The sequence below is a fragment of the Halomicronema hongdechloris C2206 genome (genome assembly GCF_002075285.3).
In the GTDB taxonomy this organism is placed as follows: domain Bacteria; phylum Cyanobacteriota; class Cyanobacteriia; order Phormidesmidales; family Phormidesmidaceae; genus Halomicronema_B; species Halomicronema_B hongdechloris.
Window position 1 is genome coordinate 2,233,711 of sequence record NZ_CP021983.2, and the last position, 12,286, is coordinate 2,245,996.

General features: G+C 50.6%; 12 protein-coding genes and 1 CRISPR repeat array (1 of these 13 cut by a window edge). Of the genes, 10 read left to right on the forward strand and 2 right to left on the reverse strand.

Annotated features, from left to right (window positions below):
• Positions 1 to 426 precede the first annotated feature (426 nt).
• From XM38_RS10100 to cas3, 3 genes are read left to right on the forward strand one after another with little or no spacing between them, the layout of a single operon-like run.
• The gene (locus XM38_RS10100; RefSeq protein WP_080809720.1) at positions 427 to 1,416 is read left to right on the forward strand and encodes a helix-turn-helix transcriptional regulator; all 990 of its coding nucleotides are present in this window, start codon (positions 427 to 429) and stop codon (positions 1,414 to 1,416) included.
• Positions 1,416 to 2,090 (forward strand): type I-MYXAN CRISPR-associated protein Cas6/Cmx6, encoded by a 675-nt coding sequence (gene cas6, locus XM38_RS10105; RefSeq protein ID WP_080809722.1) that lies wholly within the window; start codon positions 1,416 to 1,418, stop codon positions 2,088 to 2,090. The genes XM38_RS10100 and cas6 overlap by 1 nt, the downstream gene beginning before the upstream one ends.
• Positions 2,080 to 4,488 carry a CRISPR-associated helicase Cas3' gene (cas3, locus tag XM38_RS10110; protein ID WP_202978866.1) on the forward strand — a complete coding sequence of 803 codons (2,409 nt, stop codon included), beginning with the start codon at positions 2,080 to 2,082 and terminating at the stop codon, positions 4,486 to 4,488. The genes cas6 and cas3 overlap by 11 nt, the downstream gene beginning before the upstream one ends.
• Before the next feature lie 4 nt (positions 4,489 to 4,492).
• On the opposite strand, the gene XM38_RS10115 is transcribed toward cas3, so the two are convergent.
• Both XM38_RS10115 and XM38_RS10120 read right to left on the reverse strand, forming a co-directional pair.
• Positions 4,493 to 4,711 (reverse strand): hypothetical protein, encoded by a 219-nt coding sequence (locus XM38_RS10115; RefSeq protein ID WP_080809727.1) that lies wholly within the window; start codon positions 4,709 to 4,711, stop codon positions 4,493 to 4,495.
• Positions 4,695 to 4,970, reverse strand: a complete 276-nt coding sequence (locus XM38_RS10120) for a BrnT family toxin (RefSeq protein ID WP_080809729.1) — start codon at positions 4,968 to 4,970, stop codon at positions 4,695 to 4,697. Before XM38_RS10120 ends, XM38_RS10115 begins: the two co-directional genes overlap by 17 nt.
• 28 nt (positions 4,971 to 4,998) lie before the next feature.
• On the opposite strand from XM38_RS10120, the gene XM38_RS10125 reads away from it, so the two are divergent.
• The 7 genes from XM38_RS10125 to cas2 all read left to right on the forward strand — a co-directional run bounded on the left by XM38_RS10125 (position 4,999) and on the right by cas2 (position 11,361).
• Entirely contained in the window at positions 4,999 to 5,493 is a 495-nt protein-coding gene (locus tag XM38_RS10125) for a hypothetical protein (RefSeq protein ID WP_088429724.1), read from the forward strand.
• Positions 5,494 to 5,495: 2 nt separating this feature from the next.
• Positions 5,496 to 7,166 carry a type I-MYXAN CRISPR-associated protein Cmx8 gene (gene cmx8, locus XM38_RS10130; protein WP_080809732.1) on the forward strand — a complete coding sequence of 557 codons (1,671 nt, stop codon included), beginning with the start codon at positions 5,496 to 5,498 and terminating at the stop codon, positions 7,164 to 7,166.
• 29 nt (positions 7,167 to 7,195) lie between these two features.
• Positions 7,196 to 8,074: a type I-B CRISPR-associated protein Cas7/Cst2/DevR gene (gene cas7i, locus XM38_RS10135; protein ID WP_187329356.1), complete on the forward strand. Its 879-nt coding sequence runs from the start codon at positions 7,196 to 7,198 to the stop codon at positions 8,072 to 8,074.
• Between the two features lie 12 nt (positions 8,075 to 8,086).
• A complete protein-coding gene (gene cas5, locus XM38_RS10140) occupies positions 8,087 to 8,827 on the forward strand; it encodes a type I-MYXAN CRISPR-associated protein Cas5/Cmx5/DevS (RefSeq protein ID WP_080809736.1) in 741 nt (246 codons plus the stop codon).
• 15 nt (positions 8,828 to 8,842) lie between these two features.
• Positions 8,843 to 9,079 carry a hypothetical protein gene (locus XM38_RS10145; protein ID WP_080809739.1) on the forward strand — a complete coding sequence of 79 codons (237 nt, stop codon included), beginning with the start codon at positions 8,843 to 8,845 and terminating at the stop codon, positions 9,077 to 9,079.
• Between the two features lie 311 nt (positions 9,080 to 9,390).
• Positions 9,391 to 11,058, forward strand: a complete 1,668-nt coding sequence (locus XM38_RS10150) for a type I-MYXAN CRISPR-associated endonuclease Cas4/Cas1 (RefSeq protein WP_080809742.1) — start codon at positions 9,391 to 9,393, stop codon at positions 11,056 to 11,058.
• Between the two features lie 9 nt (positions 11,059 to 11,067).
• Positions 11,068 to 11,361: a CRISPR-associated endonuclease Cas2 gene (gene cas2 / locus XM38_RS10155; protein ID WP_080809744.1), complete on the forward strand. Its 294-nt coding sequence runs from the start codon at positions 11,068 to 11,070 to the stop codon at positions 11,359 to 11,361.
• 248 nt (positions 11,362 to 11,609) lie between these two features.
• Positions 11,610 to 12,286: direct repeats of the CRISPR family, unit length 35 nt; unit sequence CCGCCAAACCTCTGATGCCGCAAGGCGTTGAGCAC (it continues 1,278 nt past the right edge of the window).

Sequence of the window (12,286 nt, forward strand, 5' to 3'; positions counted from 1 at the left end):
CGTTACCCGATGGCGATGTGCTGTAGATCTCAAAACGAGATGACTCCGTCGCACTCTGGAGCCCATCGGTCAGGGTACAAAGATGGACCGCTCTAGGTTTGAGTGAGACCCGATCAATTTATTGCCAGGCTGAGGGAAATCAGCTGGGCGCCTGCTGGCCCCAGCGTGGGAGCGGATCTTGATTGTGGAACTTTTTTGAAGTCTCTATAAAAAGCCTTGAGGGACTCTTTCACGTTGCCGGAATCGCGATAAACCGGAGAGAAGTGTGTTCGGGAGCATCTATGCTCCCAGGGGGTTGCCCAGGACAGCAGTCTAGAGGCCGGGCTGCCCCCCAGAAATCATTAATTTTTTAACGGTCACTAACCCGGAAGCTTTTTTGCCGGGTTGGTTGCTTAGGATAGTCGCCAAGTCAGCTGAGGAGTTTCCATGTCGCGCCTGCAGCTAGAGCGGTTACTCAAAATTGATGCCCTGATCCGTCGTCCTCAGAGGCAGACGGCGCTGACGCTGGCAGCAGAACTGGAAGTGAGTGAGCGCACCATTCGCGATGACTTAGCCTTTCTGCGAGATCGCTTTCACGCTCCCCTAAAGTTCACTCGCAATCAGGGGCATCACTACACCGATGCCGAGTGGCGGCTGCCGACGGTGCCGTTGACCAAGGGCGAACTGTTTGCCCTCACCCTGGGGGCCAGGATGCTGGAGGCCTATGCCGGGTCGACCTATGCGGTGGAGTTGCGATCGGCGGTGAATCGATTGGCGGAGCGCTTACCGGAGCAGGAGTGGCTGGATCTGCAACAGCTGGCCGATGATCGGTTGATCTTTCGTTCTGGGGCGGAGAGCAACCTCGACCTGGAGATCTGGCAGCAGCTGGAGGATGCTTGCCGGGACTCGCGGCAGGTATGGATGCGCTATTACACCGCCAGTCGGGATGATGTCTCGGAGCGGCAGCTGGATCCCTATCTGTTGCATATCTATCGGGGCACTAATCCCTATGTGATTGGCTGGTGCCATCGTCGCCAGGGGATCCGCTGGTTTCGGGTGGATCGGATTCAGGCGCTGCGGTTACTGGAATCTCACTTTGAGCGGCGGCCTGATTTCAATGCCCGGGAACATCTGGAGTCGATTTTTCAGCATGAGGTGGGGGGCACACCAGTGACGGTGCGGATTTGGTTTGCTGCCCAGGTGGCGCCCTATGTGCGGGAGCGGCGCTGGCATCGCAGCCAGGTGTTGCAGGAGCATCCGGATGGGGCGGTGACGCTGCAGATGACGGTAGGAGGGCTGAATGATGTGAAGCGGTGGGTGTTGGGCTATGGGCAGGGGGCCAGGGTGCTGGCCCCGCCGGAGTTGGTGATGATGGTGGTGAAGGAAGTGGAACGGATGAACTATAATTACTCAAATTCTTTTGGAGGTGAGAGCTGATGCTAGCGAGCGACCGGCAGAAGACGACAAGTGAATTGATGGCAAAACCATTTGTGGAGTTGAGTTTTGGGGTGCTTGGAGAAACATTGCCTGCGGATCATGGATATGGGTTATATAGCGCGATCGCGCATCTCTGCCCTGACATCCACGAACAAGAAGGATTGAGCATTCTTACCATTCCAGGCGAACCGGATCGCCAGGGAAAAATTCACCTTAGCCAGTCTTCTCATCTCAAAATTCGCTTACCTTACGAGCCCGCAAGGTTGGCTTTGGTGCTGCCATTAGCAGGGCAAACGCTGACCATTGGTAAGCATTCAATCCAGCTCACAATTCCTCAGATCCATCCTTTAAGACCTGTCGATAAGCTGCGATCACGCATCGTCACCATCAAAAAGTTTCAAGATCCTGAGCCTTTCAAAGAAGCAGCCCAGCGCCAGTTAGATGCTTTGGGCATTCAAGGAAATCTAATTTTGCCGTTGAATGAGGAAGGAGAACCCAGTCGTAAGGCCATCAAGATCAAAACCTATTTTGTAGTTGGCTTCAGCTTGATCGTGACTGACCTCAACGAAGAAGACTCGCTCAAGCTGCAACAACATGGACTAGGCGGCAAGCACCGCATGGGTTGTGGAATTTTTACACCCTTCCCTCGTGCCTGGAGGTTCTATGATTCCTGAACTTCCTGATCAACTACTAGCCAAAAGTCCAAGACCTGGCAGAAAGCCTGTCACTCTGGAAGAACACCTGCAAGATACTGCTGTCTGTGCCGCCCAAATCTTTCGCTTGAATGGACGGTGGGGACAAAACTGGTGCCGTTTCTTTCAAATCTCGACAGCCGAAGAGCAGTTTCTTCTGAATCTTCAAGTGGCAGCGCTGTTCCATGATTTGGGCAAAGCAAATGAAGACTTTTATGCTGCTGTCTCTCAGCCAGGATTTACGCAGCAAACGATCCGCCATGAACATCTCAGTGCATTAATGCTGTGCTTGCCAGAGGTGCGTAACTGGCTGTCACAGGATTCCAGATTAGATGCGAACATTATTACAGCAGCAGTTTTGTCCCATCACCTCAAAGCCTTTGATGATTCAACATCTGTCAAAGACAAGGAAAGAAGTGAACGAATTAAGAACTACCGTTGGGGGCACGTTCAAACTCTCAAACAGTCGGTTGTGCTATATCTTCAGCATGAAGAGGTTACAGCAACTCTGCAACGAATTGTAGACTTAACTGATCTACAAGAAATTCCCAGTCTCCCCAAAACAGCCTGGAGACCGGCATCAGAGTGGGAGCAGGCTTGGAGAAAAGGGAAAAAACAATTCGCTCCTTCTTTTAAGCGGGATTTACGAAAAAATACTCAGCGGCGATCGCTCTTAATAGCTGTCAAAGCTGGCTTAATTTTGTCGGATGCTGCTGCCTCTGGTCTAGTGCGCGAGGGGTATGACATTTCTGACTGGATTGAGGCGATTGTCCATTCCGAGGCGATCGCTGCTAACGAAATCTCTGAGAAGATTCTGCTCCCTTGGATTCAGCAAATTGAGCAACGTACTAAGAAACCGTTTAAGTTCCACGCTTTTCAGGAACAAGCGGCTGAGCAGGGAAAGAAAGCCTTGCTGCTAGTGGCTTGTGGGGGTGGCAAAACCCTGGCGGCTTGGAAATGGGCAGAGCAGCAGACCCAAAAATACAACATCGGTAAAGTAATTTTTCTGTATCCCACTAGGGGAACTGCTACTGAGGGATTTCGGGATTATGTGGGCTGGGCACCGGAAGCGGATGCTGCATTAGTGACAGGTACCGCTAAATATGAACTGGAAGCAATGGCGGAGAATCCCAGTGAGTCCATCGCCGACAAAGTCTTCCGCACCGAAGCCGATGAGCGGCTTTATGCTTTGAGCTTTTGGTCAAAGCGGTTCTTTAGCGCCACCGTTGACCAGTTTCTCAGCTTTATGGAGCACAGCTATCAGAGCTTATGTTTGCTGCCTGTTCTAGCCGATAGCGCGGTCATTATCGACGAAGTACACAGCTTTGACCGCTCTATGTTCGATATCTTGATCAGCTTTTTGAATACGTTCCATATTCCAGTGCTCTGTATGACCGCGACCTTGCCCCAATCTAGGCGAGATGAGCTGGTCAAAGCAGGATTGAAGGTTTTTCCGACAGCCACTGATCGCGCCAGTGAGGCACTAGCAGATTTGAAGGAACTCGAACAGGCTGATCGCTATTGGTTAGAGCCTGTGGCTGATTTCAGTGTGGCCTTTGACAAAGCGGTAACTGCTTACCAAGCAGGGCTGCGGGTTTTGTGGGTCGTGAATACCGTTGATCGCTGCCTAGCGATCGCTCAAAAACTGGAAGCAGTCTTGGACGGGGGTGTGCTGACCTATCACAGCCGCTTTCGTCTACGCGATCGCCAGAAAGTTCATGCAAACACAGTAAAAGCCTTCTCATTCTCTGAGGGAGATGTGCCTAAACGGGCAATCGCGGTCACAACCCAGGTTTGCGAAATGAGCTTGGATCTGGATGCCGATGTTTTGATTACCGAAATTGCCCCGGTGTCTTCTCTAGTGCAGCGCTTTGGGCGTGCCAATCGACATCTAAAACGCTCTTTTGCAACTCTGCATCCCTACATGCCACCGGCCAATCTGCCGTATCAAAGGAATGACCTGGAAACCGCAAATGCGTTTCTGGAAAGCTTTGAGACTGAGCTAGTCAGTCAACTGCAACTGGCAACGGCCCTAGAAATCTATGCCCGACCTGAGCGGGATGCCGATGGGAGTAGTTCATTCCTGAACAGTGGCTACTACGCCGTGCCCGGTTCCTTTCGAGATACGGATGAGTTCGCAATTCCCTGCATTCTGGATTCTGACTTGGATGCCATTGAGTCATTGGTCAAAGATCGCCAACCCTACGACGGGTTCATTGTGAATGTCCCGCATAAATGGGCAAAAGCCTGGTTAGAAGATGGCAATCCGCGACCTGAGTGGTTGCCGAAGTACCTGAACGTGGTGAGCGGTGCCGCAGACCGATACCAAGTAAATCGAGGATTTATCACCAAATCACCAGAGGAGGTGGAACTTGGATAACGTCCTACGTCTCAGCAGGCAAAGACTTGGCAACCTTAGCCAGCATTCGGAGGGCTTCGTTCACAGCGGCAGAGTCCTTGAAGATTTCAGCCACGTCAGGGTCGAGCACAACGATGTTGGTCGATTTCTGATAAGCCTCGTAGTGCTTGCCCCGGACTCCTCCTGAGAAGTCATATTCCGGAAGCATGTCATCGGTGGAATTGGGATCAGTTTCCGGATTCATAGTCACTTCTCTCCCGACGAGTGGCTAAACGCGCACTGATCACGCGAACAGAGTTATCCCTTTCAGTGTAAGACACCACCAACAAACGACCTGAGAGAGAGAGCCCTATCGTCAGCCAGCGAGCCTCGTCCCTTGAATGTTGTGGATCACTAATCGTAATCGCGAGTGGATCGCCAAAGACGGTGACCGCTTCTTCAAACGTCACACTGTGCTTCCGGTGATTAGCACTCGCCTTCTGGCCATCCCATTGAAACTGCATGAAGTAAATGTCTTGGAGGAGTACACCTATGGCAAGACAACAGCATATCAGTACCTTCGATATACTGGTGAGGCTCTCAATGATGCCTCTGGCGTTGAGCACTGAGCCGCGCGGTATGCTAAATACCTCGCGTATGGATAACCACAGATGCCGTAAGGCGTTGATGCCAACTCTCCAAGGGATATCCGAGGAAGTTGGCATCTCTCAAAAAATAGGGATAGTATGTGAGCGGCGCGATATAAGACTCTCTCTTTTGGAGGCTGCCATGACTACCGAACAACTTTCTCTGCTTGACCATGCCACTCAGCTTTTAAGCGAACAGCGAATTCCATATGAAGTTGATACAGCCACGGCAGCTAAGTTGCTCCGTATATCTGTTTCAACTTTGAATCGTGCCAAAAACGCTCGTAAGTTACCGTACAAGCGCGAGATTGACGGCTACTGCGCTTCTGCCAGTTTTGTAGGCAATCCGAAACGTAAGGATCTTTGGCTAATCACCTTCAAGAAAATCGGAGGAGCTTGACCTTGGTAAAAAACAAGACCAAAGGGGAAGTAGATGCACTGACCTTAAATTATCGACTTGCAGAGTTACCTTCATCTCAGCATCGGGCAGGTTTAGCAGGTTTGGTCTGCATTATTCGTTGGCTAGAACGGCAACCTGACTTTCAAGAGGAGACTGCAAATGGCACCATCTGCAAGCTGACACGGCTGGATGATTTAGGTGCATCGATTGAACTCAACCAAGCAGGGGTTGAGGCACTGTTTAATGAAATTTATGCCGCTAGCACGGAAGAGCAAGAACGCCCTCAACTCCTGAAAAATAAGCAGAAGGAAATTATTCCACCGCTTCGAGAAGAAGAACGGGAAGTTACCGACAAAAAAGGAAAGACGAAGACCAAAAAGGTTTACATTTATCCCGTCGTCGTCCCGGCAGGCTCTTTCCTAGCTGACCCTGCTTATGACAAGAGTGTTGAAGGCAAAAACGGACTCTGGATTAAGCTTTGGCGGGATATGGTCTGGAGTATTTTGCGAGGGGTACCAGCGACTCGCAAGCCCTTTGAGGCCAGGGCAGAAGGCAGCTATGGCGATGATGCCGCAAGCATTTGGAAGCAGCTTACTCAGCCGGAAGACTACACGGTCGATTTACCCAGTACCTATTTTTTAGGCGCACAATCTAGTAATGCCGAAAATGTTCCCTTTAAAGATCGCGCTCGGTTGCAATTTCTCTTGCATTTTTGGCTATTTGCTGCCCAAATTTACGTTCCTGCCGTTGTGGATAACGAGGGCAAGCGAGACTTCGTTGGTTATGCTCTGGCAATTCCAGATGTGGCGAGGCTGGAATGGTTTTGTGATGAGTTACCAGAGATTTTGAGCGATCGCAGCACTGAGAGATCTCGTTATCGACCCCGTGACGCTGTTGTCGATTTAGCCGTGGCCAGTGCTTTGGACATGATGAAGCGACTGCGCGATCGCCTGAAGCAAAAAACAGGTGAGAAACTGGCTGAAGATCTCGTATTTGGCATTGACGTGATTCACACTGAGAAACAAGGAAACAACATTCGTGTTCTCAGTTCAACTCGACTTGATCCAGAAGAGTCCATGCTTGATGAGTACGCTCAAATTCGAGATGGATTCTGGAGTCCGCTATTTCGAAAACAGTGTCTATTGAACCTGGTTGACGATAAACCTTGGTACACCAAATTTGATGTTCTGCTATGCACCCTTCCCTACGAACGCACGATTGAGGATAGATATTTTCAAAGAGACGTTCGAGAAAAACTGAAAGCTTTATCTCAAAAGGAGAAGCAAATGGATGAAACAACCGCAGTAGACAACTCAGTGTCTATTGAAACCTTGGTATTTCGATTGGTTGGCAACTACGTCACTCGTAAGCTTAAATCCAAGCATGAACTGGAATGGAAAGCAGAGTGGAAAGGCTTAAAAAATGAAGAACTAAATCAGAAGGCAGACTACAAAAAATACTCTGAAATGAAGGCAAAAGTTGCCAAGTCTGCTTTTCTTGATGTCCGTAGTCGTACAGAGCCGATGGATTTCATTAACTACTTTGTTTCCAGCCTTTGTTCTGTTCCACAACATATGAAATCTACGGCATATGTTGCGCTGACTCAAGCGCTATATCAGGACACAGACAAAGTTCGCACGCTCACTCTTCTAGCACTCTCTGCAAACGGCTAATTTATAAAAACTTTCTTTGAGGTTACATCATGCATAAAAATCTTTTCGCTACTGTTCTAACGTATCCGGCTCCCAGTTCAAACTACCGGGGAGAAAGTGAAGAAAACCGCACCGTACTACAAAAAATCGCTAAAGGACGACAAGAATACACGGTCATCAGTCCAGAATCCATGCGGAATGCTCTGCGGGAGATGCTGCAAAAGACTGGCATACCTTGTAATCGATCTCGGCTACAGGACGAAGACCAACTCGCTGTAGAGTTTAAAGAATTTCCCAATGCAGAAAAATATGCTGATGACTTTCTATTTGGTTTTTTAGTCGCTGACAAAGAGGCGATCAAAAAGAACAAGGGGCTACCAGCTAAGCGTGATAGCGTGCTTCGGATGAATATGGCAGTTGCTCTAACGCCTTACCGGTTTGATGCAACTTTCCATCAATCTCCACTCAATGCAGGTAATAGTCCCTGGAAAAATTCATCTACGTCTGCTCTCTTACATCGCGAAGTCGCTCATACGGCCTACCAGTATCCCTTTGCATTGGCCTATTCAGATTGTAAAGCCAAGCCGGAATGGACAAAGGCACTATTGCAAGCGATTTCCCAGCTCTCTGATGTAGCTGGAGGTCATGCCCGCAGCTACTACGAAATGGCTCCTAAGAGCATCGTGGCTCGTTTGACCCCTAGTCTGATTGCCGGATTCGATACCTACGGATTTGATGAGCAAGGCAAGTTTTCAGAGCTTGCCCGCATCCATGACAATGACCTACCTGCGGATGAGTTTTGGATTGGTGGAGAACTTTCTCGAAATATGGATGAAACCCGCAAGGAGGAATTAGCTCAGGTCGGAGTCAAGTTTTACGACAACCCGCAAACACTGCTTGCCGACCTAGCTGAAGAGTTTTTGAAATAGGAGGCCACCTATATGGATAATCTTTGGCTACGGATTCGAGCCCCTTTTGCGGCATTCCGAGGCTTTCAAGCTGGAGTTTACCGAGCAACGGCTCCTGTTATGCCACCCTCAGCAGCTTTTGGTCTAGTACTGAATCTGGCCGGAATTGAGATGCGGGATAGCAAGCAGGAACCAACGACTTTAATTCGACAGGATCTACCGTGTTTGCGTTTAGCGATCGGAGTTCCTAACAAACAATTACCTAATGGTGAAGCAGTTCCTGAAACCGAGAGTGAAGTCTGTTCTCTGTACCAACAATTGCACAGCTATCCTGTCGGCAGTTCAGGCAAAGAACTCAGGAAGCGAACGCATGGTGCTAAGTATTGGATTGTGCCAGTGCGTCGAGAATTTCTAGTCGGCTTTGACATCATGCTGGGGATTCAGACGCAAGCATCCGATCTTCTGGAGAAGGTCATTCAAGGGTTACGGGGTGACTTCAATGAATCTCGTTACGGTCTTCCATTTGCCGGAGATAACAACTTTCTGTTTGACCGTATTGATGTTGTCGATTCTCCCCCTCCTACACTTTGGTATGTTCAGATGCAACCGGATGATCCACCTTTGCGGGGGTCGTACCGACTGACGGTTGGGATTGATCGCGCTGACAACAGTAAAACGACTAGCCATCTCTATGCTCCGCTAGAGGAGGCAATCACTGAACCACCTGAACTAGCATGGACATGGACACCTAAAGAGCCAGTACGAGCCGCATAAACAAAGGTGAGGCTGATGAGTTCTCTATCGATTTCTGGCGAAGTCCTCGCGGGCCTCACGACCATAGCTCAGCAGTTTAACTTATCCGTAGAAGAGTTGCTGACCAGGATTAGCCAAGGCAAGTTAGCAATTATTGACGCTGACGAGCTAGAAGACTTGCTAGATATTAGGGATGCTGCCTTAGCCGAATCCGATGCTGAAAACCAGGAACGTGTCCCTTGGCAAGCCGTGAAGCAGGAGTTAGACCTGTAAACCATTAGCTGAGAAGAAAGCCAGGAAAACGAGGCGATCTTCTAAGAAAAGCTGACTAACAGTCATTCGAGTTTGAACCTTGAAAACTGAATACTATGTCAATTCGCATAGAAACCACCGATGCCGTTAGGCGTTTTTCTTTTCCTAATACATGTGAATTGGCGATCGGATGATCTTTAGAGATCCTACCGAGATGGCAACATCTTGGAGTCAAAAAATAGCGATTATTACGGAATCATCTACCCTGTAATAAAATTGCCGACTTCTGTAGTCATAGTTGGAGTATCCACACGCAGTTGGGAGATCCAATCATGACTACATCTCTGATTAAACCAGCCATAAACTCTCGAGACACGATTCGAGTCAATGCTCTCCACGCTCTAGCCTACTGTCCCCGCCTGTACTACTTGGAAGACGTGGAAGAACTCTATACCCAAGATGCAGCCGTCTTTGCGGGGCGTCGCCTACATGTGGAACTAGAAAAGGGGGAAGACGAAGAGTGGGTTCATCTGGTGCTAGAGAGTGCCGACCTGGGTTTGCGGGGCAAGGTTGATGCCCTAAAAACTCGAAATCGTCAGACCATTCCCTACGAACACAAGCGAGGACGCTGCTATCGGGACAGAGACAACAAACCCCAGCCATGGCAGAGCGATCGCATCCAGATTCTGGCCTATGCCTGTCTGATTGAGGCGGCCCTAGGTATCACCGTTCCCGAGGGCCGTATTCGCTACCATGCCGATAATGTGTTGGTTCATGTTCTTCTAGACGATCAGGGGCGCCAGGAGGTTAGGGAAGCAGTCGCCCGTGCTTGGCAATTGCGCCAATCCACCCAGCGACCTCCCGTCACCTCTAATGAGCGGTTATGTGCCCGTTGCTCCCTGGCCCCTGTTTGTTTACCAGAGGAAACACGACTGGTACAAGGGCAGTCACATCAGCCCAGACGCCTATTTCCAGAAGATGACGAGCGCAAAATCATCCATGTCACCGAGGCGGGTACCCGCATTAGTAAGAGCGGTGACCAATTCAAAATCACGAAGCGCGATGGTGACGCCACAGCTATTCCCTCTCGCCAGGTAGGGCAACTGGTGCTCCACAGCTATGCTCAGATCTCGACCCAGGCCATCTACTTCTGTGCCGACCAAGAGGTGGGCCTACACTTTATCTCAGGGGGTGGGCGATATCTGGGTAGCTTCGATACTCGCCAAGGGAGTATTCAGCGGCGTATCCGACAGTATGAAGCCCTGACCCAGCCTGAGGTTTGTCTGAAATTAGCGCGTCAGCTGGTGGTCTGTCGAGGCCAGAGCCAGCGTAAGTTCCTGATGCGAGGGCAACGCAGTTTAGAGGTAGCCAATCATGCACTAGAACAGGCGATTGATCAGATGCAGCGGACCTTGAAACAAGTGCCCAAGGCAGAGTCCGCGACTTCGCTGCTGGGTCTGGAGGGTAATCTAGCCGCCCTTTACTTCGGAGCATTGCCCCACTTAATCGCTGAAAATGCGGTGGCTGACTTTCAGTTCGATGGCCGCAACCGTCGCCCTCCCAAGGATCGCATCAATGCCATGCTCAGCTTTGGCTATGCCCTGCTACTAAAAGATGTCATGAACGCGATTTTGACCGTCGGTCTAGAACCAGCTCTAGGCTTCTACCATCAGCCCCGCACCCAAGCTCCACCCCTGGCCCTTGATTTGATGGAGATCTTCAGAGTGCCGCTGGTGGACATGCCTGTGATGGCCTCGGTGAATCGGAATCAATGGGATATCGCCGATGATTTTATCCGTCGCGGTGAGCAGGTATGGCTCAGCGATTCAGGGCGCCGTAAGTTCATCAGCCTGTACGAGCGCCGCAAGGAGGAAAGCTGGAAGCACCCAGTCACCCACTATTCCCTGACCTATCGTCGTCTGATTGAGCTGGAGGTGCGCCTACTCGAAAAAGAATGGATGGACGAAGGCGGATTGTTTGCTCAGCTTGTGATTCGATGAGGCGAAACCATGGCTGAGAGCAAGAACTACTACCTCATCTGCTACGACATCCGCGATCCCAAGCGTTGGCGTAGGGCTTACAAGCTGCTGAAAGGCTATGGTGAAACGATTCAGTATTCCATCTTTCGAGTGCGGTTGAATCAGCGTGAGCGGGAACAACTGCGATGGAAGTTGGAGAAGATTCTCACGGAGGAGGATAGCTTGCTGATTGCGGGGCTCTGTCAACGTTGCGTTGAGCGTATTGAAGCCTGTAATCGTCCAGAGTCCTGGGAGGTCGAGCACGACATGCACCAGATTCTCTGATGCAAGGATCTCTGATTGTCGAGAAGTATCCGGCTGCTCGTGTCCTCAGAGCCCTGTTCAGGTCGGTCATTATGGCCGGTTGATTGATGTTTGAGGTGCTTGCAGGAGGCAAAAGCCTTATGAAATGGACTTTCTGAACGATACGCAGTCGGATAAAATAGACAGTAAGGTTTAGCGATCTAAAGATCATGGTCTACCTTGCAAAACCAGTTGGGAGCGCTTGTGTAGTCAGGGTTTTCGAGGTCGCACCGCCAAACCTCTGATGCCGCAAGGCGTTGAGCACGTTGAGGGCGCATCAGTCAAAACTGATCGAGGTCGCCGCCAAACCTCTGATGCCGCAAGGCGTTGAGCACCGAAGCCGCTAAACAGGGTACTGCAACGGGTATCCAGCCGCCAAACCTCTGATGCCGCAAGGCGTTGAGCACAGTTTTGGTCACGGTCCAGGGTACTGGCCCAGCCCCGCCAAACCTCTGATGCCGCAAGGCGTTGAGCACTCCATCCAGTTCCCCTTCTCTGGCAATGCCAGCCTCCGCCAAACCTCTGATGCCGCAAGGCGTTGAGCACGGGATGGTCGTCAGGGTGATGATAGCACCAATCCAGATCCGCCAAACCTCTGATGCCGCAAGGCGTTGAGCACGGGGGCAGTGTCCCGGGACGTTCTACGACATAAGGGCCGCCAAACCTCTGATGCCGCAAGGCGTTGAGCACATATAGCGCAATTCGATCGGGCGCTTCTTCGAGGCCGCCAAACCTCTGATGCCGCAAGGCGTTGAGCACTCTTTCAACTCCGATCGGATTTCGGGCTTCAACCTACCGCCAAACCTCTGATGCCGCAAGGCGTTGAGCACTCCGTGCCAGCAAAAGAAATTGTCACATTTCTGTCCGCCGCCAAACCTCTGATGCCGCAAGGCGTTGAGCACTTTAT